This window comes from Streptomyces radiopugnans (assembly GCF_900110735.1).
Lineage (GTDB): Bacteria > Actinomycetota > Actinomycetes > Streptomycetales > Streptomycetaceae > Streptomyces > Streptomyces radiopugnans.
The window spans coordinates 22,531-45,099 of the sequence record NZ_FOET01000020.1; the positions used below are offsets into that span (position 1 = coordinate 22,531).

The following is a 22,569-nucleotide window of genomic DNA, read 5'->3' on the forward strand; positions in this document are numbered from 1 at the left end:
ACGGGGAGGAGCCGCGCGCGATGGAACCACTGGGGGACGGTGACCCGCGCTGGATCGGCGCGTACAGGTTGCTGGGGAGACTGGGCGCGGGCGGGATGGGCCGGGTCTACCTGGCGCGTTCCGAACGCGGCCGCACGGTCGCGGTGAAGGTCGTCCAGGAGGAGCTGGCCCGCCAGCCGTCCTTCCGGGAGCGCTTCGCCAAGGAGGTCAACGCCGCACGGCGGGTCGGCGGCCAGTGGACGGCTCCGGTGCTGGACGCCGACACCGACGCCGCGATCCCCTGGGTGGCCACCGGTTACATAGCAGGCCCGTCGCTGCAGGCGGTGGTCGACGAGGACTACGGGCCGCTGCCCGAGCACTCGGTGTACGCGCTGGCCGCCGGGCTGATCGAGGCGCTGCGCGCGATCCACGGCGCGGGGCTGGTGCACCGCGACCTGAAGCCGTCGAACGTGCTGGTCACCATCGACGGGCCGAAGGTGATCGACTTCGGCATCGCCCGCGCCCTGGACTCGGTGACCGGGAGCGGGCTGACCCAGACCGGCGCCGTCATCGGCTCGCCGGGCTTCATGTCGCCCGAGCAGGTGCGCGGCGAGCGGGTCACCCCGGCCGGCGACGTGTTCTGCCTCGGCGCGGTGCTCGCCTACGCGGCGACCGGGCGGATGCCGTTCGGCACGGCCGACAGCGGCTTCCACGCACTGCTGTTCCGCATCGCGGAGGAGGAGCCCGACCTGACCGGGCTCTCCGGGCCGCTGCGCGAACTGGTGGCGGACTGCCTGGTCAAGGACCCGGCCGGCCGGCCCGCGCTCGACGGCCTCGCCGCACGCGTCGCGGCGCACACGCCCTCCGGCGGGACCTGGCTGCCGGGCGAGGTGCTGGCGCAGCTCGGCCGCCACGCGGTGCGGCTGCTGGACAGCGAGGACCCGGACGCGGCGGCGAGCGCCCTCGTGCCGCCCGCGGCCACGGCGCGTCCGGCGCCGGCCGTGCCGCCCGCCGCACCGGGTACGGCGCCCGCGCCCCACCCGGGGGCCGTCCCGGGGGCCGCCCAGGGATACACGGCGCCCGTTCCGCCGACCGTTCCGCCCCAGCCCGCGTACCGGTCGGGGCCGGCCGGCACGCCGTACGCGCCGCAGGCGTCCCAGCCGTGGCACTCCACGCCGCCGCCCCCGGTCACCGCCCCCTACCCCGCGTCCGGCGGTGCCGGGCGCCCCGGCACCGCGCGGTCGGCGCGCACGCTGTCCCTCGCGCTGAGCGCCGGGCTGAGCGCGCTGCTGCTGTGCACGCTGGTGCAGCTCGTGCTCGACTTCCGGGTCTACGAGGAGCTGGACGGACTCCACGAGGGGGCCTCCCTGGCGTACGCGGCCGTCGACCACGACTCCCTGCGGAACACCACCGAGGTGATGGCGGCCCTCTCCGCCCTCTTCCAGCTGCCGGTGATCGTGCTGTGGCTGGTGTGGTTCTGGCGTGTCCGGGTGAACGCAGAGGTGTTCGCCCCCGGGCAGATCCGCTACCACCAGGGGTGGGCGATCGGCTCCTGGCTGGTGCCGGTGGTCTGGTTCTTCATGCCCAAGCAGATCATCAACGACATCTGCGACCACAGTGATCCCACCTCGACCCGGACCACCTGGTACGGCCCCCGCCGCAGCAGCAACCGCGGCCTGCTCAACGGCTGGTGGACGATGTGGCTGGCCGGCATGGTCGCCGGGCTCCTCAACTACGAGCCGTGGTACGAGGCCGAGACCGTCGGGCAGGCGCAGGGCGACGCGGCCCTCGCGGTCGTCACCGACTTCCTGACCTTGCCCTCCGCGGTGCTGGCGATCCTGGTCGTCCTGCGGCTGACCGCCCTCCAGGACGACCGGATCAAGGCCGGTCGCTGACCCGCCCGCCGCCGATCCGTCGGCCGCCTACCTGCCGGCCGCCGATCCGGCGCAGCCGGCGTACCGCGGACAGGGCCCCGGCACGGTGGCGCAGGAGCACCGCGCCGGCCGCCAGCCCCGCCAGGGCGGCCGCCCCGCCGAAGGCCGCCGCCGGGGACGATCCGGCGCCGGATTCCGCGGCGACGCCGGTGTGCACGAAGGAGGCGGACAGCAGCTCCCCGGTGCCGCAGACCGCGACCACGGGGTAGCTCCCGCCGACGGCCAGCCCCTCCCGCAGGGGGGCGGTGGCGTGTCTCTCCCGGGCGGGACGGTCGTCGGCGCGTTCGAGCGCGACGGTCCGCTCGAAGGCGGGTGAGGAGACGACGCCGCCCGCGCCGCCCGCCTCGCACACGGCGCGTACGCCGAGGGCCCCGCCTCCGTCCCCGCCCGCGCGGGCGGGGGTGAGGGTGAGTCCCTGGCCGGCGTCCTGCCCGCCACCGCCGCCACCGCCCCCGTCCTCCGCGGCGGACGCGGCGACGACGGTGACGACGGGAGCGGCGGTCAGCGCCAGGGCGGCGGCGGCCGTACCGGCGGCCAGTGTGCGGCGGGCGCGGCGGGCGCGGCGGCACCGGGTGCGGGCGGGGGCGTGGGGGCGGGGAGACTGCATGGCGGCGACCTCCGCTGCGTTCGGGTGCGCGTCGCCCCCATGCGAGCAGTGTCCCCGCCGCCCCGCATCCCCAGGTGGTGCGGGGGGATGACACGGCTGCCCCGTACGGCGGAACGGGCCGTACGGGGCAGGTGCGGCGGGGCAGCCGTGACGGGACGGACCGCACAGCCGGCAGGGCCCGCCCGGTGCCTCAGCCGATGTCGCGCCGGCGGAACGCGGCGAGCCCCGCCGCCGTCAGCGCCGCCGCGGCCAGCAGCATCCACAGGTACGGCGCCGCGGCCGGGTCGCCGCCCGGCAGCTTGGGCAGGTGCGTGAACGGCGTGAGGTTCATGACCGCCCGGGGCAGGTCGAGCGCCGGGCCGAGCCAGCCGATGACGAGCGCGCCGCCGACCAGCGCCCACGCCGCCGCGGCCGCCTCCGGCACGGCGCCCAGGAGCAGCACCGCCACCGCGGTGAGCGCCCACACCGCCGGCGCCTGTGCGAGGACCGCGCCGGTCACCCGCCACACCGCCCCCGGCTCCCCGGCGGCCAGCCCGTAGCCCGCCCCCATGGCCAGACCGCAGGCGGTGAGCAGGACGGCCGATCCGGCGAAGGCGAAGAGCAGGTGGCCTGCCGCCCAGCGCAGCCGGGGCACCGCGCCGGCCAGGATCGGCTCGGCGCGCTCGGAGGTCTCCTCGCCGCGCATCCGCAGGACCGCGCTCACAGCGTAGATCGCGGTGATCATGCCGAACAGCCCGGCCATCGCGGCGAGGAAGGCGTCGGTGAGGCCCGAGGCGCCGCCCATCCGCTCGATGATCTCGCGACTCTGCTCGTTGTCGCCGAGCAGGTCGCCCGCCCCCTCGGCCATGGCGCCGAAGACCAGGCCCGCGAGCGCCAGCCCGGTGCCCCAGCCCAGCAGCGAGCCGCGCTGGAGCCGCCAGGCCAGCCCGTAGGGGCCGCTGATCCGGCCCGTGGCCGGTCCGGGCCGGGTGGCCAGGAAGCTCGCGCCGATGTCGCGCCGCCCGGCCAGCTCGTACGCGGCGGCCGTCACCGCCGCGGCCAGGACCGGCGACAGCAGCAGGACCCAGAGCCGTTCGTCGGCGAACGGCCGCACGTTGCGCGCCCAGGCCAGCGGGGAGGCCCAGGCCAGCGGAGAGGAGCCGTCGGTGGTGCCGGAGTCCCCGGCGGCCCGCAGGACGAAGGCGGCGCCCAGCACGGCGCCGGTCAGTCCCTTGGCGAGCCGGGCGCTCTCGGTGAGCTGTGCGGCCAGGGCGGCGACCGAGGCGAAGACCAGTCCGGTGCCGCCCAGGGCGAGTCCGGTGGCCAGCGATCCGCCGGCGGGCAGCCCGGTGCCGATCAGGCCGAGGGTGACGAGGGCGGCGGCCGCCGCGTTCGCGATCACCGCGGCCAGCAGGGCGGAGGTGAGCGGTGCGCGGCGGCCGACCATCGCGGCGGAGAGCAGCTCCTGGCGGCCGGTCTCCTCCTCCTCGCGGGTGTGCCGCACCACGATGATCATGTTCATGATGGCGATGAGCACGCTGCCGATGGTGAGCATCTCCCAGACGGCCAGACCGCCCAGGGAGCTGCTGAAGGCCGGGCCGTACACCGCGCGCATCGAACTGTTGGCGTTCATCGACGCGACCAGCTCGGCGCGTTCGGCGGCGGTGGGGTAGAACTGCTCGACCGCCGCGGCGTTCTGCACGGCGAGTACGGCCAGCAGCAGGACCCACACCGGGATCAGCACGCGGTCGCGGCGCAGCGCGAGCCGCAGCAGTGCGCCGGTGCCGGCCAGGTCGCGGCGGGAGCCGTCGCGGCGGGCGGCCGCGGCCGGCTGGGCGACGGCGGTCATGACGCCACGACCTCCTCGCCGCCGGACGTCGCGCCCGCGGCGTCGCGGCGGCCCCCGCCCGTCCCGCCCGTCCCGCCCGTCCCGTCGGCCCCGCCTTCCCCGCCTTCCTGGTAGTGCCGCAGGAAGAGCTCCTCCAGGGTGGGCGGGGTGCTGGTCAGGCTCCGCACACCGGACTCCGCGAGCCGCCGCAGCACACCGTCCAGCTTGTCGGTGTCCACCTGGAGCCGCACCCGGTGGCCCCGGACGGACAGGTCGTGGACGCCGGGCAGACCGGACAGCCCGTTCGGCTCGCCCGCCAGCTCCGCGCTGACGGAGGTGCGGGTCAGGTGCCGCAGGTCGGCGAGCGATCCGCTCTCGACGGTGACGCCCCGGCGGATGATGCTGACCCGGTCGCACAGCGCCTCGACCTCGCTGAGGATGTGACTGGACAGCAGCACCGTCCGCCCCCGGTCGCGCTCCTCGGCGACGCAGTCCCGGAAGACCCCCTCCATCAGCGGGTCGAGCCCGGAGGTGGGCTCGTCCAGGATCAGCAGTTCCACGTCGGAGGCGAAGGCGGCGACGAGGGCGACCTTCTGCCGGTTGCCCTTGGAGTAGGTGCGGCCCTTCTTGGTGGGGTCGAGTTCGAAGCGCTCCAGCAGCTCGCCGCGGCGCCGGGCGTCGAGCCCGCCGCGCAGCCGCCCGTAGAGGTCGATGACCTCGCCCCCGGAGAGGTTGCGCCACAGGGTCACGTCGCCGGGCACGTAGGCGACGCGGCGGTGGAGTTCGACGGCGTCCCGCCAGGGATCGCCGTCCAGCAGCCGGGCGGTGCCGGAGTCGGCGCGCAGCAGGCCCAGCAGGACGCGGATGGTGGTGGACTTCCCCGAGCCGTTGGGTCCCAGGAAGCCGTGGACCTCGCCGGTCCCGACGTGCAGGTCGAGTCCGTCGAGCGCACGGGTACGGCCGAAGGTCTTCACGAGACCGGAGACCGAGATGGCGGTGGTTGCCTTGGTCATGGTTACGAAGTTACGCTGATTTCACAAATTTGTGAAGACAGAAAACGGCCAGGATGGTCCAGGCGTCTTTGACCTGGAAGGATGGGGCCCGTGGTGGTGAGTGAGCAGCCGAACGAGTCGAACGAGCCGGCCGGTCCGGCCGACGGCCCGCGCACGCGGCCCTACGGCCCCGAGGTCGCCGAGTTCGTCGAGCGCTTCGCCGCCGAGCTGACCGAGGCGGGCATGCAGCGCATGGCCTCGCGGGTCTTCGCCTGCCTGCTGACCGAGGACTCCGGCACCCTCGGCTCCGCCGAGCTCTCCGAGCGCCTGCGGATCAGCCCGGCCGCCGTCTCCGGCGCCATCCGCTACCTCTCCCAGGTCCACCTGGTCACCCGCGAACGGGAACCGGGCTCGCGCCGGGAGCGCTACCGGGTGCACGCGGACGCCTGGTACGAGGCGATGACCGACCGCGACGCGCTGCTGGGGCGCTGGGGTGCCACGTTCGACCAGGGCCTCAAGGCCGTCGGCCCCGACACCCCGGCGGGCCGCCGCATAGCCGAGACGGCGGAGTTCTTCGACTTCATGCGGCGCGAGCTGGCCATGATGCTGGAGCGCTGGCGCGCCCATCGCGAGGCCGTACGCGGCGGCGGCCCCACAGCGCCCTGACGCACACCCGCCGGCTCCCGGTCGGGGCCCACCCGAGCTCACCCGAGCCCACCCGAGCCCACCCGAGCCCGCACGGGGCGCCCCGGGACGGGCTCAGGCCGGGCGGGCCCGCTGGGGCGGTACGGCGGGAGGGGCGGCCGGCGGCACGGTCAGGCGCAGCGCCGAGGGGTGCGCCGTCCAGGTGCGGGTGAGGACGGGGCCGGAGACCACCGCGTCGGCGCGGTAGCGGAAGTGCGGCCCCGAGACCGTGACCGTACGGGCCCGCGCCCGCACCGGTCCGTCCTGCGAACGCCGCCGCACGACCACGTCCACCAGGCCGTCGCCCGGTGTGAGCGAGACCCGTTCCACCGGGCTGTCGAGGTCGGTCAGCAGCACCCCGTCGGCCTCGACGCGCAGCCGCGCCGCCCCGGGGCCGGGCGCGGGCCGGGCCAGGGTGCGCACCAGGGAGCGGCAGCGGCCCAGCGGTCCGCGCGCCTGGTCGTCCGGGCCGCCGTCGCGCCGCTCCCTCTCCTCGTGCAGCGGCGGGATGCGCAGGCCCCCCAGCACCACTCCGCCGCTGTCGTCTATCAGCAGGTCGAAGCGTCTCTCCCGCCCCTCCAGCACCGTCCGCGCCGCGTTCACCGCGTCCAGCGGCACCCCCAGCGTCCCGGCCAGCGCCACCGACCCCGGCCGTCCCACCGGCACCACCGACAGGGCGCAGTGCGCCAGATCGCGCTCCAGGTGCAGCAGCCGCACCGCCCGCAGCAGCGCCCGGTCGTCGCCTATCACCACCGGGCGCCGGCGGCCCCGGCGGGCCAGGGCCCGCGCGGCCTCCTCGGGGCCGTCCGGCAGGCACACCTTCACTGCGGGGGAGCCCGCGGTCAGCACGTCCCTGGCGATCCGTACGGACTCCCCGTCCGTACGGCGGGCCACGGGGTCGACGAGCACGAGCAGCGGATGCGGAACCGGCACCTCGGTCCTTCCTTCGGTTGCCCGGCCGCCTGGGGCCGCCGGGGGCGGCCGGATTCGGCGGCCGCGGACGGGAGTTGGCTGTGGTGGGTACGGACGGCGGGATCGGCGGGGGTGCTGCCGGGGGTCGTCGCGTTCGCCTCCCGTCGGAGGAGTCCGGTAATCTCTCGGTGCAAGAGCCCCTGTCGCTGTTGCGGTCAGGGGTTTCGTCGATTCGGGGCACCGGTCCGACGGTTCTTGTCAGCGCGGTCGGTTCACCGCCGACACGCACGTTGGACATGCCCCGGCCGGAAGGGGTGTACGCCTGTGCCCGCACTCGTGCTGCTCGGCGCTCAGTGGGGTGATGAAGGCAAGGGGAAGGCCACCGATCTGCTCGGTGGCTCGGTGGACTACGTGGTGCGCTACCAGGGCGGCAACAACGCCGGCCACACGGTCGTCGTCGGCGACCAGAAGTACGCGCTCCACCTCCTCCCCTCCGGCATCCTCTCCCCGGGCTGCGTCCCGGTGATCGGAAACGGCGTCGTGGTGGACCCGGCGGTCCTGCTCTCCGAGCTGAGCGGGCTCGCCGAGCGCGGCGTGGACACGTCCAAGCTGCTGATCAGCGGCAACGCGCACCTGATCACGCCGTACCACACCACGATGGACAAGGTGACCGAGCGCTTCCTGGGCAAGCGCAAGATCGGCACCACCGGCCGCGGCATCGGCCCGACGTACGCTGACAAGATCAACCGGGTGGGCATCCGCGTCCAGGACCTCTTCGACGAGTCGATCCTGACGCAGAAGGTCGAGGCGGCCCTCGACCAGAAGAACCAGATCCTCGCCAAGCTCTACAACCGCCGCGCCATCGCCGTGGAGCAGGTGGTCGAGGAGCTGCTCGGCTACACGGACGCGCTGCGCGGCTACGTCTGCGACACCACCCTGCTGCTCAACGACGCGCTCGACGAGGGCAAGGTCGTCCTCTTCGAGGGCGGCCAGGGCACGCTGCTGGACGTGGACCACGGCACGTACCCCTTCGTGACCTCCTCCAACCCGACCGCCGGCGGCGCCTGCACCGGCGCGGGAGTGGGCCCGACGCGGATCAACCGGGTCATCGGCATCCTCAAGGCGTACACCACGCGCGTGGGCGCCGGGCCGTTCCCGACCGAGCTGTTCGACGAGGACGGCGACAAGCTGCGGACCATCGGCGGCGAGCGCGGCGTCACCACCGGCCGCGACCGGCGCTGCGGCTGGTTCGACGCGGTGATCGCCCGGTACGCCACCCGCGTCAACGGGCTCACCGACTTCTTCCTCACCAAGCTGGACGTGCTCACCGGCTGGGAGCGCATCCCGGTCTGCGTCGCCTACGAGATCGACGGCCGGCGGGTCGAGGAACTGCCCTACAGCCAGACCGACTTCCACCACGCCAAGCCGGTCTACGAGATGCTGCCGGGCTGGTCCGAGGACATCTCGGGGGCCAAGGAGTTCTCCGACCTGCCGAAGAACGCGCAGGCCTATGTGAAGGCGCTGGAGGAGATGTCGGGCGCGCCGATCTCCGCCATCGGCGTCGGCCCGGGCCGGGACGAGACGATCCAGATCAACTCGTTCCTCTGAGCGGGAGTTCCGGCCGGGGGGTTCCGGCCGGGGTCCCTCCCGCCGGACCGCACCCACCGGGGGCCGCGCCGTCGCGTACGGCGCGGCCCCCGGTGCGTGGACCGGTGCGTGGGCCGATGCGTGGACCGGTGCGCGGCCCCGCGCGCTCACACCCCCGCCGGGCCCGCGGCGTCCGTACCGCCCGGCGCCTCCAGGCCGTCCAGCGCCTTCGACAGCCGCTCCAGCGCGTCGCGCACCTCGGCGAAGGCCTCCTCGCCGCCCAGCGCCTCGCCCAGCCGCGCGGCGAACTCCGCGTGGCCCGGGGTGATCCTGTCCACCGCCGCACGGCCCTCCTCGGTGGGGGCGAGCAGCTTGGCGCGGCGGTGCGCGGGATTGGGCTCGTACACCGCCAGGCCGCGCTCGACCAGCAGGTCCGCCACGCGCTGCACGCTCTGCCGGGTGACGCCCATGGCCCGGGCTATGCCGGCCACCGGCAGCGGCTCGCGCAGCACCGCGCCGAGCACCTGCCACCAGGCGGCGGTCAGCCCGGCTGGCCGGGCCAGCCGCTCGGCGGCGGACAGGAACTGCCCGTTCAGCCGGAAGACGGCCAGCGCCGTGCCCGACAGCAGCTCGGGGGCGCTCACGCCGCCCCGCTCGCGCCCTCGTGGGCCGCCAGCACCTCGTAGGCGCTCGCGTCGGAGTGCCGGAACAGCCGGAACCAGGCGTCCAGCACCTCGGGCGGGTACGCCTCCAGCCGGGCCAGGATCTCGCGGGCGAACGCCACCGGCTCGGTGGGGCCGGCGGTGATCAGGTCCCCGTCGGTGCAGGCGTCGGTCTCGCGGTAGTGGCCGCCGCCCCGGTAGCCGGTGGCGGCCAGCACCTCGGCGGCGGCGCCGGTGTGGGGGCGGTCGTCGAGCAGCCCCTCCTTCGCCAGCCCGGTCACGGCCCCGCAGATGGCCGCGACGGGCACCCCGGCGTCCAGGAAGGCGCGGGCCGCCGAGGCGAAGGGCGGGAGCACCTTCTCCCAGGCGTCCGCCCCCGGCAGGATCAGCAGCGCGCTGTCGCCGGGCCGCAGGTCGGCGACGGACAGGCCGGGCGACACCTGCATGCCGCCCATGCTGATCACGGGCTCACCGCTCTCGCCGACGTACACCACACGGTGCCCGGCGCCGGTCAGGGCGGTGGTGGCGTAGGGGATCTCCCAGTCGGCGAAGGTGTCGTAGACGGCGACGTGCACGGTCTTGCGTTCCATGGCTCCTCCTCGGAGCTGATCGCCCGGTCGCTTATGACAACATGCTGTCACTCCGACAGGATGCTGTCAAAGGATGGGCGCTAGGCTGACCCCCTGGAAAAGGGGGGTGCGGATGGCGGACGGCGCCGGCACCCGGACGTTCGAAGCCGTGAGGAGGCGCCCGTGATCCAGCGCAGCACGCTGCGCGCGCAGATCGCGGACGCGCTGCGCGACGAGGTGCTCGCCGGGCGTCTTCCGGCCGGCCGGGGCTTCACGGTCAAGGAGATAGCCGAGCAGTACGGCGTCTCCGCCACCCCGGTGCGCGAGGCGCTCGTCGACCTGTCCGCGCAGGGCCTGCTGGACGTGGAGCAGCACCGGGGTTTCCGCGTCCACGTCTTCACGCCCGCCGACTACCGGGCCATGGTCCAGGCGCGCGCCCTGGTCGCCGAGGGGGTCTTCCGCAGATCCGCGGGACCGGCCCCGCCCACCCCCGGCGACGAGCGGCTGGCCTCGGTGCGCCGCCGCGCCGAGGCCGCCGAGCGGGCCGCGCTCACCGGGGACCTGGACGTGCTCATCGGCTACGACCTGCGCTTCTGGCGGGAGCTGGGCGACCTGATGGGCAACCCCTACATAACCGAGTTCCTGGACCGGCTGCGCGTGCAGTGCTGGGTCTTCGCCGTGCCGCACCTGCGCGAGCGGCCCGGTCTGCGGGAGCTGCTGTGGACCGGCTACCGCGAGCTGGCCGACGCGGTCGGGCGCGGGGACGACGCGGCGGCCGGGCGCCTGGTCGCGGCCTGCGACGAGTGCGCCCTCGCTCTCGCGGAGAGGCTGGACTGAACGACTACGCTGTTGCGCCCGGACTCCGTACCGCCCGCACCCCCGTCTCCCGCCGTCCCCGTCACCCCGTCCCCGTCAACCACCGCCTGCCGCATTGGAGCACCCGTTGGCCTGTGACCTCTGGCTGGTGCCGCTCGTCGACGTGCTGTGCCACAGCCCCGACAACCCCTTCGCCGAGGAACTCGCTTCGTACGACAGGGCGCTGAGCGCCGCCGGACTGCCGCCGGTCCCCGTCCACGGCTACATGCCCGGTCTGTCGGGCGACGTGGCGCCGGTCGCCGGCTTCGACTACGACGCGCTGCACTTCCTGCGCCGCGCCCATCTCCTCCAGCTCTGCGGCCTGGAGGTCACCCCGGTCGACGCGCTCGGCGGCGAGTACGAGCAGTTGCTGGAGATGTTCGCCCCGACGGCCCAGCAGTCGCACCTGGTGTGGCACTACGACCACGCCGGCGCGTACGTACCCCTCGACTTCGCCCACCCGCTCTCAGACGACGAACTCCTCGCCGGCGGCGGCCCGCTGGGCTCCAGCCACGGGCTGCTGCGCGAACTGGAGGCGGTCGCCCCGTACCTGGGCATCGACCCCGCCAACCCGCCGCCCGCGCCGGAACCCCCGGCCCGCCCCACGGAGCTGGAGGAGCCGGCGGCCGTGCCGGTGTACGACGGCGGGCCGTTCGCGCGGGAGCGCCACGTCTGGCTGGGACTGCACGCCGCGGCCACCCGGAGCCTGGCGCAGGGCTCCATGATCCTCTTCGGTTAGCGGCCCGGCGGCGGCCGCCGTCAGCGCGGCCCCTCCGGGGGCCGCTGCCGGGGCATGCTGGGCCGGACGCCCGGCGGCAGCGAGAAGCGGGACGGCTGCGCGGCGGCGGCCTGCGCGGTGCGCGCGCTCCAGGCGGAGGAGGTCAGCGACTGGGTGTGCAGCGGCGCCGGACCGGAGCGGAATTCCACCATCCAGGCGGCGGTCTCGCCCCGCACCAGCTCGGTCACGTCCTCCGAGAAGCGCCGCAGCACCCCCAGGCACCGCTCGGCGGCCTCGCTCGCCGTGCCCTCGGTGGGCCCGAGCACCTCCCGCACGCTCTCCGAGGCCCAGTCGTACTGCAGCATCTCCAGCCTCCGCTGGACCGCCTGCGCCGTGGCGACGCTGCGCATCCAGCCCGAGGTCAGACCGAACCAGCGGTCGCACCCCGCGCACACGGCCGCCAGCAGCAGCGCCGGGAACGCCCACAGGGCCGCGCCCCGCACCCCGCCGGCCAGCTCCAGCAGCGGCAGGGCGCCCCCGGCCGCCAGCCCCGCGGCGGTCCCCGCCCGCAGCGCCCTGGCCCACCGGCGCCTGCGCACCCGGTCGGCCAGGTACCACTCCATGACGTGCAGCGCCCCGCTCTCCACCCACCGGTACAGCTCGTCCAGACGCTCGGCGGGCTCGCCCCAGTCCCCCAGCGGGAACGGCCGCCCGAGCAGGTCCCCGTGCTCGCCCCGCCCCGTGCCGCCGCCCGTGCCGCCGCCCGTTCCGGGGCGCATCTCCGGCTGACTCACCCGCCACTCCCAACAAAGCCCTCGCTCGGATCCACTCGCGGACGGACCTCCCTCGGACCGCTCGGTGCCCCTTCCTACCCCCAAAAGTGGGAGGCCTCTCGGCCTTCGCGGTATTTCCGCCCATACGTGCATCCCGATTGGGTATACAGGCCCCGCTTTCCTCACCCGATGGAGTGAGAAGCGTGTTTCGGCTGCCGTCCCGCGCCCCTGACCACGCACGACGTCCCACCGGCCACGACGGGCCCCGGCGGACTCCCGGAAGGCCCCCGGCGGACCCCGGCGGGCCTGCGCCGTCCGCCCCTCGGGCGGACCCGCCGGGGCCGCGGAGGGGGCGGATAGGGTGCAGGGCGTGAAGGTCCTCGTCATCGGCGGCGGCGCCCGCGAACACGCCCTGTGCCGCTCCCTGTCCCTCGATCCCGACGTCACCTCGCTGCACTGCGCGCCCGGCAACGCCGGAATCGCCCAGGTGGCGACCCTGCACTCCGTCGACGCGCTCGACGGCCCGGCCGTGGCCGCACTGGCCGCCGGCCTGGAGGCCGACCTCGTCGTGGTGGGGCCGGAGGCCCCGCTGGTGGCCGGGGTGGCCGACGCCGTACGCGGACGCGGCATCGCGGTCTTCGGCCCGTCGGCCGAGGCCGCCCGGCTGGAGGGCTCCAAGGCGTTCGCCAAGGAGGTCATGGCCGCCGCCGGGGTCCCCACGGCCCGCTCCTACGTGTGCACCACCGACGAGGAGATCGACCGCGCGCTGGACGCCTTCGGGCCCCCGTACGTCGTCAAGGACGACGGGCTGGCGGCGGGCAAGGGCGTCGTCGTCACCCCCGACCTGGAGGCCGCCCGCGCCCACGCCCGCGGCTGCGAGCAGGTGGTGATCGAGGAGTACCTGGACGGCCCCGAGGTCTCCCTGTTCGCCGTGACCGACGGCGAGTGCGTCGTACCGCTGCGGCCCGCCCAGGACTTCAAGCGCGCCCACGACGGCGACGAGGGCCCCAACACCGGAGGCATGGGCGCCTACTCGCCGCTGCCCTGGGCCGACCCCAAGCTGGCCGACGAGGTGCTGGCCACCGTCCTGCAGCCCACGGTGGACGAGATGCGCCGCCGCGGCACCCCCTTCTCCGGGCTGCTCTACGCGGGCCTGGCCATCACCTCGCGCGGGGTGCGCGTGGTGGAGTTCAACGCGCGCTTCGGCGACCCGGAGACCCAGGTCGTCCTGGCCCGCCTGAAGACCCCGCTGTCCGGTCTGCTGTACGCGGCGGCCACCGGGGCCCTGGCGGAGTTCCCCCCGCTGCGCTGGAGCGACGACGCGGCCGTCACCGTCGTCGTCGCCTCCGAGGGCTACCCCGCCTCCCCCCGCACGGGGGATGTGATCGAGGGACTGGAGGAGGTCGCGGAGAAGGACGCCCCCGCCGCGTACGTCCTCCACGCCGGCACCCGGCTGGACGAGGAGGGGCGCGTGGTCAGCGCGGGCGGCCGGGTCCTGTCCGTCACGGCCACCGGGGCCGGTCTCGCCGAGGCGCGCGAGCACGCCTACCGCGCGGTTTCCCGCATCCGGCTGGCCGGCTCGCACCACCGCGGCGACATCGCGGCCGCGGCGGCCGCCGAAGAGGCCGCGGCGGAAGGGGAGGCCGCGACCGCCGGGGAGGCCTGAACCGGCGCCCCGGCCGGACACCCCGGCGAGCGGATTTCCGCACCCAGCTTTACCCAAAGCCATTCCATCGAGTGACCGCTTCCTCATCCGGCTGACGGCCCCGCGGGCGCCGACTAGGGTTCCCGCGGACGGCTCCGGCAAGTGGCCCACCGCACATTGCGATGTCGGTTGCCGGTGCCACAGTGGGGGAGTGACAGCAGGCGCGGGGGATCGGCAAGGGGGTGAGCGACTCGTGGCAGTACCGGAGACGGGCGCGCGTTCGGCGCGCGACCACGCGCTGGCGGTCCTGAGGGTGCGCGGCGCCGCGCTGGGCGCCGCGCTGCTGCCCGCCGCCGCGGCGGTCGTCCTGCTGGCCGGAGGGGCCACCGGCCACCTCCGCGGCGACGGCTGGGACGCACTGCGCTGGACGGCCGCGGCCGTCGCCGTGCCGGTGCTCGCCGCGGCCGCGGGCGTGGCCGCCGTGATCGCCGGGGCGCGCCCGGCGGTCAGCCCCACCGTGCAGATCGACGAGTCGGCCGCCCCCGACCTGTACCGGCTGATACGCGACCTCGCCGACCGGCTGGACGTCCCCGCGCCCTCGGCGATAGCCCTGACACCGGACTGCGACAGCTGGCTGGAGGACCGGGCGCACACCACCCGGGGCCGTCGCCTGCCGCGCCCCGGCACGGCGCGCGGCGCGGGAGCCCCCGTACTCGTCGTCGGCTCCCCCTTCCTGTGGTGGATGCGGGTCGCCGAGCTGCGGGCGCTGCTCGCCCCGATCGTGGCCGGGACGGGCCCGTCCGCGCACCCGGACATCGCCGCCGCGCGGCGCTTCGTCCGCGGGCTGGACGCCGCCGTGGCGGTCGCCGTCGCGGTCCGCGGCCCGGCGCCGAAGCGGCTCGCGTACGACTTCGCCGGCTGGGTCTCCCGGCTGCTGCTGCGCGCCGGGGCCTCCCACGCCGCGGAGATGGAGCGCATGGTCGCCGCCGCGGCCGCGGTGCGGGCCCAGACGGTCGACTACGGCCTGCGGGTCGTCGCCCAGGAGCAGGTGGGCCTGGCGTACGCCGGCTGGGACCGGCTGCTGACCAGGGTCGCGCTGCCCGCCTGGCGCACGGGGCGCTGGCCCGCCCGGCTGGACGCCGGAGTGGTCTCCGCCCTCACCGAGCTGTCCCGGCGCGACCGGCTGGCCGAGGGCTTCGCCACCCGGCTGGGCGAGCGTCCCGCCTGCGACCTGCTGGAGGAGCCCGGCGAGGTGGACCGCCAGGTCTCCCTGCTGGCCGCGCGCCTCTTCCACGGCGGGCCGGCCGAGCCCGGCCCCGACTGGGCCCCGGTGGACTGGCAGGAGTACCCGGAGGAGGTCGTGGACCGCATCTGGCGCTCCGAGGCCGCCCGTCTCTTCGCGGCGTTGCGGGCCGCCGAGCACCCGACGCTGACCGAGCTGGTCGACCGGCTGGCCGGCGCGGCGGCCTCGGGCGGCCCGGGCGCCCCCTCCGGCGGCGGCGCCGACGCGCTCGCCGCCCGGATCGGCGCCGACCTCGCCCGCGAGGAGGCCGCCCGGGCCGGCGCCGCCCGCGAGGCCGGCGCGATCCCCCTGCCCGTCCCCGGCGGGGACGGCGCGCTCCTCCCGCCCGGCGGCGGCTTCCCCCTCCAGCCGCCGCGCTCCGGGCGCGAGCTGCTGGCCGAGCACATCACGGCCGCCGTGTGCTGCGCGGCCGTGGACACCGCGGGGGCGGCTCCCGGGCTCGACTGGCTGGACGGCCCGGCCCTGTTCGTCGACGGCGAGCGGCGCGCGGACCTGGCCCGCCCCGTCCTCGCCCTCGCCGAGGACGGCGACCCCCAGCCGCTGCGCGACTGGCTGGCGGCCGTCGGCGTACGGCCCGACAAGCCCATCCGCCTGGTCTGAGCCGCGGGCGGCCCGGGGCCGGGAGCCGAGGAGCGTCCGGGCCGCCCGCGCAGGCCACCCCCACCCCGCACCCACACCCCCCACCCCGCAACCACACCCCCACCCGCCCCGGCCCCCGCCCCCGGCCGTCCCGCGTGTTCGAGACGGATTCGACCCGGCTCCGGCCATTCGCGACGAGGGGTGACCGGTCGTTCGCTTTATGTGATGTGCTGGTGCCCGACATCGCGGGAGCGGATACAGGGAGGGGAGACGCAGGTGGGCACGGAGCAGATCCGGCGCTGGGAGTCGGGAGCTCTCGCGCACGCGGTCACCGATCCGTTCGGGCAGGGGCCGCTGCCCTGGCTGCGGTGCGGCGAGCACTACTTCGACGACACCGGCCACGTCGTCCCCTGGTACCTCGACCACAGCAGCCTGGACGGCGCCCGCGCCCCGTCCGGAGCGGGCGGCGGCCCGCGCGCCGCCGACGACGTGCACTGCCAGATCAAGGGCTTCACCTCCGAGAGCGCGGTCTCGCCCGGCGAGTCCGTCGACTTCCGGATCACGGTCAACCCGCCACAGCCCTTCGGCGTGGACGTCTACCGCATCGGCCACTACGGCGGCGAGGGCGCCACCAAGATCACCACCAGCCCCCGGCTCTCCGGCATCGTCCAGCCCCCGCCGCTGACCGCCGACCGCACCGTCTCCTGCCACCACTGGTGGCTCTCCTGGCGGCTCCAGATCCCGGACTACTGGAGCACCGGCGCCCACGTGGCCGTGCTGACCACCGCCGACGGCCACCGTTCCCACATCCCCTTCACCGTCCGCGACGAGCGTCCCGGCGACCTGCTGCTGGTCCTCCCCGACGTCACCTGGCAGGCGTACAACCTCTTCCCCGAGGACGGCCGCACCGGCGCCAGCCTCTACCACGCCTGGGACGGGGAGGGGCGGTTGCTGGGGGAGGAGGAGGCGGCCGTCACCGTCTCCTTCGACCGGCCGTACGCGGGCGCGGGCCTGCCCCTGCACGTGGGCCACGCCTACGACTTCATCCGCTGGGCCGAGCGCTACGGCTACGACCTGGCCTACGCCGACACCCGCGATCTGCACGCGGGCCGCGTCGACCCCTCCCGCTACCGCGGCCTGGTCTTCGCGGGCCACGACGAGTACTGGTCGGCGCCCATGCGCCGCGCCGTGGAGAAGGCCCGCGACAGCGGCACCTCGCTGGTCTTCCTCTCCGCCAACACCATGTACTGGCAGGTCGAGTTGGGCCCCTCGCCGTCCGGGGCCCCCGACCGGCTGATGACCTGCCGCAAGCGGCGCGGCCCGGGCCGCTCGCGGCGCTGGCGCGACCAGGGCGAGCCCGAACAGCAGGTGCTGGGCGTCCAGTACGCGGGCCAGGTGCCCCGGCCGCACCCGATGGTCGCGCGGAACACCTCCCACTGGCTGTGGGAGGCCACCGGGGTGGCGGAGGGCGAGGAACTGCCCGGCCTGGTCGCGGGCGAGGCCGACCGCTACTTCCCGCGCGCCGCCCTGCCCCCGCACACCGACCGCGTCCTGCTCGCCCACTCGCCCTACCGGGACGCCTCCGGCGCCCGCCGCCACCAGGAGACCTCCCTGTACGAGGCGCCCAGCGGCGCCCTGGTCTTCGCCTCGGGCACCTTCGCCTGGTCCCCGGCCCTGGACCGCCCCGGCCACACCGACTCCCGCATCCAGCGGGCCACGGCCAACCTCCTGGACCGCATCTGCAAGCACCCCTGAGGCGTCCGCGGACGCCCCGGGCCCCGGGCCCGCCCCGGCAGGGCCGTTCGCGCGGTACGCCCCCACCCGTCCGTCCGACCCCGGCCGGTGGGGAAGGTGGCGGTACGGGAGAATCGGAACTCCTGGACCAAGCCACAGGAGGAGCCGTGACCGGATTCGTAGAGAAGCCCGAACCCGTGCAGGTGCCGGGTCTGGTGCACGTGCACACCGGCAAGGTGCGGGACCTGTACCGGAACGAGGCGGGCGATCTGGTGATGGTCGCCAGCGACCGGGTGTCCGCCTACGACTGGGTGCTGCCGACGGAGATCCCCGACAAGGGCCGCGTCCTCACCCAGCTCTCCCTGTGGTGGTTCGACCAGCTCGCCGACCTGGTGCCGGGCCATGTGCTCTCCACCGAGCTGCCGCCCGGCGCCCCCGCCGACTGGGCGGGCCGCACGGTGGTCTGCCGCTCCCTGCGCATGGTCCCGGTCGAGTGCGTGGCCCGCGGCTATCTCACCGGCTCGGGTCTGGCCGAGTACCGGGAGACCCGCACGGTCTGCGGCCTCGCCCTGCCCGAGGGCCTGGAGGACGGCTCCGAGCTGCCCGCCCCCATCTTCACCCCGGCCACCAAGGCGGAGGTCGGCGAGCACGACGAGAACGTCCCCTACGAGGAGGTCGCCCGCCGGGTCGGCGCCGACACCGCCGCCGAGCTGCGCCAGCTCACCCTGGCCGTCTACTCCCGGGGCCGCGACATCGCCAGGGAGCGGGGCATCATCCTGGCCGACACCAAGTTCGAGTTCGGGTGGGGGACGGACGAGGACGGCCGGGAGCGGCTGATGCTCGCCGACGAGGTGCTGACGCCGGACTCCTCGCGCTTCTGGCCCGTCGACCAGTGGGAGCCGGGCCGCTCCCAGCCCTCGTTCGACAAGCAGATCGTCCGCGACTGGCTGACCTCCCCGGCCGCCGGCTGGGACCGCGGCGGCGAGGTCCCCCCGCCCGAGCTGCCCGCCGAGGTCGTCGAGCGCACCCGCGCCCGCTACATCGAGGCGTACGAGCTGCTGACGGGCACCCGCTGGAGCTGACCGACGCCGGCGGCACGGGGCGGGCCGCGGCCCGCCCTCGGCCCCGCCCGCCCGGCCGCCCGCGCAGGAGGAGGGCCGCACACGCGGAAGGCCCCGGTCCTGTGAGGGACCGGGGCCTTCTCCGCGAGCGGACGACGAGGCTCGAACTCGCGACCTCAACCTTGGCAAGGTTGCGCTCTACCAACTGAGCTACGTCCGCGTGCTCCGTTCGGTGCGCTCCCACTATAGCCAACCCGTGCGCGTGCTCGCGCGGGCGGTTCCCGGGCGGCCGCTCACAGCCAGCCCCGCTCGCGTGCGACGCGCACGGCCGCGTGGCGGTTCTCCGCCGACAGCTTCGCGGCGGCCGACGACAGGTAGTTGCGGACCGTCCCCGGCGCCAGCGCGGCCCGCGCGGCGATCTCCGCGATCGGCGCCCCGTCCGCGGCGAGCTCCAGCAGTTCGGCCTCGCGGGCGGTCAGCGGCGAGTCCCCGGCGCTGATCGCGTCGGCGGCCAGCTCCGGGTCCACATAGCGGTTGCCGGCGTGCACCGTGCGGATGATCTCGGCCAGCCGCTGCGCCGAGACCGTCTTGGGCACGAAGCCCCGCACTCCCGCGGCCAGGGCCCGCTTCAGGTGTCCGGGACGGCCGTGCCCGGTCACGATCATGGTGGCGCAGGCGGGGAGTCCGGCGCGCAGCTCCGTGGCGACCGCCACGCCGTCCTTGCCCGGCATCTGGAGGTCCAGCACCGCCACGTCGGGCCGGTGGGCGCGGGCCATCGCCAGCGCCTCGGGCCCGGACGCGGCCTCGGCCACCACCAGCAGGTCGTTCTCCAGAGCCAGCAGCGCGGCCAGCGCGCCCCGGATCAGATGCTCGTCGTCGGCCAGCAGCACCCGTACGCGGCGCCCGCCGCCGTCCGTACCGCCCCGCTCGTGGTCGCTCACCGCTCTCCCCTCCCGCTGCCGTCCTCGCCGCCGCCCTCACCGCCGTCCCCGCCGCCGTCCCGGTCCGGCCGCGTCGGAATCCGGGCCGTCAGCCGGAAGGTGCCGTCGCCGCGGCGCTCACCGGTCAGTGTGCCGCCGAGCGCGGCCAGGCGTTCGCGGAGCCCGGCCAGTCCGGAGCCGCCCCCCGTGGAGGCTCCGGACCCCGGCACACCGTCGTTCTCCATGACCAGCTCGGCGACCGGACCGGCGGTCCGCAGCCGGACCGAGCACCGCCCGGCGTCGGCGTGCCGCAGCACGTTGGTCGTCCCCTCGCGGACCACCCAGCCCAGTGCCGACTGCAGCGGCTCGGCAAGTGCCCCGCTACCGCTGTCCTCGATTCGGCAGTCGATCCCGGCGGCCCGCAACACCCCCCGCGCACCGACCAGTTCGGTGTGCAGATCGGCCTCCCGGTAGCCGCGTACGACCTCCCGCATCTCCCGCTGCGACTCCCGCGCGATCCGCTGCACCTCGGTCATCTGGTCGACGGCGGAGGGCGAGCCGCGCTGTGCGAGCTGCACGGCCAGTTCGCTCTTGAGCGCGATGACCGACAGGTTGCGGCCCAGCACGTCGTGGAGATCCCGGCCGAACCGCAGCCGCTCCTCGGCCACGGCCAGCCGCGCCTGGGTCTCCCGGGCGGCCTCCAGCTCCCTGACGACCCGCATCGTCCAGGCCGAACAGCGGTAGGAGACACCGAAGATGACCGCTCCGACGACCGTGCCGACGACCGCGGCGACCAGCCCGCCGCCTGCCGCCCCCAGCCCCCGCGCCGTGAGCATCGAGACGGCCAGCAGCGCCGCCACCAGTGCGGTGCTCCGCCCGGCGGACAGCACCAGCGGCAGCGGCCCGGCCAGGAACATCAGCAGCCAGACGACGGGCGGCAGCGCCCGGGGCGCCGACAGCTCACCGGCGCCGATCAGTGCGAGGACGGCGGCGACCCCGGTGCCGGTGAGGACCACGTACGCCGCCGCCAGCCGGACCGGCCGCGCCGAGGTGCCCAGGTAGTACCGCAGCCCGGCCCGGGACAGCAGCAGATGGCAGACGGTGTGCGCGGCGAACAGCGTCCCGAGCACGGCCGCCGCCCAGGCGGCCGGGCCCGCGGCCTGGGCGACGACCCAGGCGAGCAGCGCCACCCCCTCGAAGAGGGCGAAGCTGTAGATCGTGTACCGGGTGTACTGGTGGAAGCGCACCGGCCCGCTGGACCGCCGCACCCGCTCCACCCAGCCCAGCGCGCCTCCCTCGACCGCCACCGTCACACCCGCTCCTCGCACCTCAGTGACGCGGTTCCCAGCGGAACCACCGCCGTACAGCAAACACCGACACCAGGGCCCAGGCCACAGCGGTCCCCAGCGCCCGCAGCACCTCGCCCGGCTCACCGCCGCCGAGCCAGCCGTACCGCACCAGGTCCACCACCGGGCTCATCGGCAGCAGCCGCAGGACGTCGGCCGCCCGGTCCGGCATGGCCTCCAGGGGGACGAACATCCCCGAGCCGGCCAGCGAGACCATCAGCAGCGGCAGCGCGGTGATCTGGGCGCTCTCCGTCGTCCGGGTGATCACGGCCGTCGCGGCGGCCGTCAGAACCATCAGGACGACGCCCAGCAGCACGCCCAGGACCAGCAGGTCCGGCCGGTCCGGCGGCGTCATCTCCAGCAGGGCCGCACCCGCCGCGACCAGCACGGCGCACTGCGCCAGTGCCACGGCGACCACCGGCAGCGCCGCGCCGGCCAGGATCTCCCAGTCCCGCAGCTCCCCGGTCCGCAGCCGCTTGAGGACCAGCTCCTCGCGGCGGGAGACGTAGGCGGGGATGAGGTTCAGATAGACGACGAGGATCAGCACCATCGGGATGCCGCTGGTCATCACCAGGTCGGTGACGCTCAGCCCGGTGCCCTCCAGCGGCGCCTGCTCGACCGTGGAGCGCATGAACAGCACCATGGCGAGCGGCATCAGCAGGGCGGTGAACATGGCGGTGCGGTTGCGGACGAGCAGCGTCAGCTCCGCCCGGGCCAGCGACCGCAGCCTGCCCAGGGAGGCGGCGGCCTCGCGGGCGGCCCCCGCGTCCGCCCCGCCCCCGGTGTCCGTCCCGCTCCCGGTGTCCGCCCTGCCCCCGGTGTCCGTGGTGCTCATCGTGCTCCCGCCTTCGCCGCTCGTGCCGTGTCCTCGTCCTCCGCCGCTTCCGGGCCGCCTCCGTGGGCGATCTCCAGGAACGCCTCCTCCAGGGAGGCCGAGCGGGCGTCCAGACCCGCCAGCGCCACCTCCTCCCGCCGTGCCCACAGCAGCAGTTCGGTCAGCGACTCCTGCAGCCGGCCGGTGCGGATCTCCACCCTCCGCCCGTGTTCGGCCGCCCGCAGCGACAGCGGAAGCCGGGCCGCGGGCACCCCCTCGGGCAGCGTGAAGCGGATCCGTGACGGGCGCGAGGCGGTGACCTCGGCGGGGGTGCCGGAGACGACGATCCGCCCCGCCCGCATGATCGCGAGCCGGTCGGCCAGCTCCTCGGCCTCCTCCAGGTAGTGCGTGGTCAGCACCACGGTCGTACCGCCCTTCCGCAGCTCCCGCACCAGGCGCCAGGTCTCCCGCCGCCCCTCGGCGTCCAGCCCGGTCGTCGGCTCGTCCAGGAAGAGGACCTCGGGCCGGCCGAGCAGGGCCATGGCCAGGTCCAGCCGCCGCCGCTCACCGCCGGAGAGCTGCTTGACGCGTACGTCCGCGCGCGGGGCCAGGCCCACCGCCTCCAGCGCCTCCGAGGTCCGCCGGGCCCCGCTGGTGCAGCCGGCCCACATCCGCGCGGTCTCGGCGACGGTCAGATCGGAGGGGAAGCCGCCCTCCTGGAGCATCACCCCGATCCGCGGGCGCACCCGGGCGCGCTCGCGGTACGGGTCGTGCCCGAGCACGCGCACCCGGCCGCCGCTGGGCTCGGCCATCCCCTCCAGCAGCTCGACGGTGGAGGTCTTGCCCGCGCCGTTCGTCCCCAGCAGCGCGAACAGCTCGCCGCGCGCCACGGAGAACGAGATCCCCCGCACGGCCTCGAAGCCGCCGTCCCCCTTCGCCGGGCCGTAGCGCCGCCGCAGCCCGCTCACCTCGATGACCTGCTCTCCGGTGTTCATGCCACCAGGGTCGCGCGGGACCGGGGACGGGGGCAGTGCGGGCTGTCACGAGCGCACGTGACAAATGTCAACCGGCCCAGGGGCGGGAGGACG

20 protein-coding genes and 1 tRNA gene are annotated in these 22,569 nt (G+C 75.5%); 9 read left to right on the forward strand and 12 right to left on the reverse strand.

Annotated elements, in window-relative coordinates; translation table 11 throughout:
* The first annotated feature begins 20 nt into the window (after window positions 1-20).
* Window positions 21-1,874 carry a protein kinase domain-containing protein gene (locus tag BMY40_RS25070; RefSeq protein ID WP_093663072.1) on the forward strand — a complete coding sequence of 618 codons (1,854 nt, stop codon included), beginning with the start codon at window positions 21-23 and terminating at the stop codon, window positions 1,872-1,874.
* On the opposite strand, the gene BMY40_RS25075 is transcribed toward BMY40_RS25070, so the two are convergent.
* The 3 genes from BMY40_RS25075 to BMY40_RS25085 form a co-directional block, all read right to left on the reverse strand.
* Window positions 1,858-2,520: a hypothetical protein gene (locus BMY40_RS25075; protein ID WP_093663073.1), complete on the reverse strand. Its 663-nt coding sequence runs from the start codon at window positions 2,518-2,520 to the stop codon at window positions 1,858-1,860. The genes BMY40_RS25070 and BMY40_RS25075 overlap by 17 nt on opposite strands.
* A gap of 190 nt (window positions 2,521-2,710) precedes the next feature.
* A complete protein-coding gene (locus BMY40_RS25080; protein ID WP_093663074.1) occupies window positions 2,711-4,348 on the reverse strand; it encodes an ABC transporter permease in 1,638 nt (545 codons plus the stop codon).
* Window positions 4,345-5,340 carry an ABC transporter ATP-binding protein gene (locus BMY40_RS25085; RefSeq protein ID WP_093663075.1) on the reverse strand — a complete coding sequence of 332 codons (996 nt, stop codon included), beginning with the start codon at window positions 5,338-5,340 and terminating at the stop codon, window positions 4,345-4,347. The genes BMY40_RS25080 and BMY40_RS25085 overlap by 4 nt, the downstream gene beginning before the upstream one ends.
* Window positions 5,341-5,436: 96 nt before the next feature.
* Between BMY40_RS25085 and BMY40_RS25090 the strand changes: the two genes are divergently transcribed.
* Window positions 5,437-5,985 carry a GbsR/MarR family transcriptional regulator gene (locus BMY40_RS25090; RefSeq protein ID WP_425443169.1) on the forward strand — a complete coding sequence of 183 codons (549 nt, stop codon included), beginning with the start codon at window positions 5,437-5,439 and terminating at the stop codon, window positions 5,983-5,985.
* Window positions 5,986-6,078: 93 nt separating this feature from the next.
* On the opposite strand, the gene BMY40_RS25095 is transcribed toward BMY40_RS25090, so the two are convergent.
* Entirely contained in the window at window positions 6,079-6,936 is an 858-nt protein-coding gene (locus BMY40_RS25095) for a diacylglycerol kinase (protein WP_093663076.1), read from the reverse strand.
* Window positions 6,937-7,239: 303 nt separating this feature from the next.
* On the opposite strand from BMY40_RS25095, the gene BMY40_RS25100 reads away from it, so the two are divergent.
* Complete coding sequence (locus tag BMY40_RS25100) at window positions 7,240-8,523, forward strand: adenylosuccinate synthase (protein ID WP_093663077.1); 1,284 nt, start codon at window positions 7,240-7,242, stop codon at window positions 8,521-8,523.
* Window positions 8,524-8,669: 146 nt separating this feature from the next.
* On the opposite strand, the gene BMY40_RS25105 is transcribed toward BMY40_RS25100, so the two are convergent.
* Window positions 8,670-9,146 (reverse strand): MarR family winged helix-turn-helix transcriptional regulator, encoded by a 477-nt coding sequence (locus tag BMY40_RS25105; protein ID WP_093663078.1) that lies wholly within the window; start codon window positions 9,144-9,146, stop codon window positions 8,670-8,672.
* The gene (locus BMY40_RS25110; protein WP_093663079.1) at window positions 9,143-9,754 is read right to left on the reverse strand and encodes a DJ-1/PfpI family protein; all 612 of its coding nucleotides are present in this window, start codon (window positions 9,752-9,754) and stop codon (window positions 9,143-9,145) included. The genes BMY40_RS25105 and BMY40_RS25110 overlap by 4 nt, the downstream gene beginning before the upstream one ends.
* A 162-nt stretch (window positions 9,755-9,916) precedes the next feature.
* On the opposite strand from BMY40_RS25110, the gene BMY40_RS25115 reads away from it, so the two are divergent.
* Together BMY40_RS25115 and BMY40_RS25120 are read left to right on the forward strand one after the other, a co-directional pair.
* The gene (locus BMY40_RS25115) at window positions 9,917-10,570 is read left to right on the forward strand and encodes a GntR family transcriptional regulator (protein ID WP_093663080.1); all 654 of its coding nucleotides are present in this window, start codon (window positions 9,917-9,919) and stop codon (window positions 10,568-10,570) included.
* Between the two features lie 106 nt (window positions 10,571-10,676).
* Window positions 10,677-11,327: a hypothetical protein gene (locus BMY40_RS25120; protein ID WP_093663081.1), complete on the forward strand. Its 651-nt coding sequence runs from the start codon at window positions 10,677-10,679 to the stop codon at window positions 11,325-11,327.
* Between the two features lie 20 nt (window positions 11,328-11,347).
* Here the strand turns inward: BMY40_RS25120 and BMY40_RS25125 are convergent, their stop codons facing one another.
* Window positions 11,348-12,100: an SLATT domain-containing protein gene (locus BMY40_RS25125; RefSeq protein WP_412698248.1), complete on the reverse strand. Its 753-nt coding sequence runs from the start codon at window positions 12,098-12,100 to the stop codon at window positions 11,348-11,350.
* Window positions 12,101-12,449: 349 nt separating this feature from the next.
* Between BMY40_RS25125 and purD the strand changes: the two genes are divergently transcribed.
* The 4 genes from purD to BMY40_RS25145 all read left to right on the forward strand — a co-directional run bounded on the left by purD (window position 12,450) and on the right by BMY40_RS25145 (window position 18,422).
* Complete coding sequence (gene purD, locus BMY40_RS25130) at window positions 12,450-13,745, forward strand: phosphoribosylamine--glycine ligase (protein WP_093663136.1); 1,296 nt, start codon at window positions 12,450-12,452, stop codon at window positions 13,743-13,745.
* Window positions 13,746-13,977: 232 nt separating this feature from the next.
* A complete protein-coding gene (locus BMY40_RS25135; protein WP_093663083.1) occupies window positions 13,978-15,627 on the forward strand; it encodes a hypothetical protein in 1,650 nt (549 codons plus the stop codon).
* Between the two features lie 255 nt (window positions 15,628-15,882).
* Window positions 15,883-17,361 (forward strand): N,N-dimethylformamidase beta subunit family domain-containing protein, encoded by a 1,479-nt coding sequence (locus BMY40_RS25140; protein ID WP_093663084.1) that lies wholly within the window; start codon window positions 15,883-15,885, stop codon window positions 17,359-17,361.
* A gap of 146 nt (window positions 17,362-17,507) precedes the next feature.
* Window positions 17,508-18,422: a phosphoribosylaminoimidazolesuccinocarboxamide synthase gene (locus BMY40_RS25145; protein ID WP_093663085.1), complete on the forward strand. Its 915-nt coding sequence runs from the start codon at window positions 17,508-17,510 to the stop codon at window positions 18,420-18,422.
* 126 nt (window positions 18,423-18,548) lie between these two features.
* Here the strand turns inward: BMY40_RS25145 and BMY40_RS25150 are convergent.
* The 5 genes from BMY40_RS25150 to BMY40_RS25170 all read right to left on the reverse strand — a co-directional run bounded on the left by BMY40_RS25150 (window position 18,549) and on the right by BMY40_RS25170 (window position 22,476).
* A tRNA-Gly gene (locus BMY40_RS25150) sits at window positions 18,549-18,621 on the reverse strand.
* A 73-nt stretch (window positions 18,622-18,694) separates the two neighbouring features.
* Window positions 18,695-19,342 carry a response regulator transcription factor gene (locus BMY40_RS25155; protein WP_245770312.1) on the reverse strand — a complete coding sequence of 216 codons (648 nt, stop codon included), beginning with the start codon at window positions 19,340-19,342 and terminating at the stop codon, window positions 18,695-18,697.
* The gene (locus BMY40_RS25160; RefSeq protein ID WP_342745090.1) at window positions 19,339-20,628 is read right to left on the reverse strand and encodes a sensor histidine kinase; all 1,290 of its coding nucleotides are present in this window, start codon (window positions 20,626-20,628) and stop codon (window positions 19,339-19,341) included. Before BMY40_RS25160 ends, BMY40_RS25155 begins: the two co-directional genes overlap by 4 nt.
* A 22-nt stretch (window positions 20,629-20,650) precedes the next feature.
* Window positions 20,651-21,502, reverse strand: coding sequence for an ABC transporter permease (locus BMY40_RS25165; RefSeq protein WP_093663086.1), 852 nt, complete (start codon window positions 21,500-21,502; stop codon window positions 20,651-20,653).
* Entirely contained in the window at window positions 21,499-22,476 is a 978-nt protein-coding gene (locus BMY40_RS25170; protein ID WP_093663087.1) for an ABC transporter ATP-binding protein, read from the reverse strand. The genes BMY40_RS25165 and BMY40_RS25170 overlap by 4 nt, the downstream gene beginning before the upstream one ends.
* Window positions 22,477-22,569: the final 93 nt, after the last annotated feature.

Bases quoted from the DNA above. Each gene is read 5' to 3' on its own strand.
- BMY40_RS25070 (WP_093663072.1), top strand. From the start codon at position 21: ATGGAACCACTGGGGGACGGTGACCCGCGCTGGATCGGCGCGTACAGG.
- BMY40_RS25075 (WP_093663073.1), bottom strand. From the start codon at position 2,520: ATGCAGTCTCCCCGCCCCCACGCCCCCGCCCGCACCCGGTGCCGCCGC.
- BMY40_RS25080 (WP_093663074.1), bottom strand. From the start codon at position 4,348: ATGACCGCCGTCGCCCAGCCGGCCGCGGCCGCCCGCCGCGACGGCTCC.
- BMY40_RS25085 (WP_093663075.1), bottom strand. From the start codon at position 5,340: ATGACCAAGGCAACCACCGCCATCTCGGTCTCCGGTCTCGTGAAGACC.
- BMY40_RS25110 (WP_093663079.1), bottom strand. From the start codon at position 9,754: ATGGAACGCAAGACCGTGCACGTCGCCGTCTACGACACCTTCGCCGAC.
- BMY40_RS25165 (WP_093663086.1), bottom strand. From the start codon at position 21,502: ATGAGCACCACGGACACCGGGGGCAGGGCGGACACCGGGAGCGGGACG.
- BMY40_RS25170 (WP_093663087.1), bottom strand. From the start codon at position 22,476: ATGAACACCGGAGAGCAGGTCATCGAGGTGAGCGGGCTGCGGCGGCGC.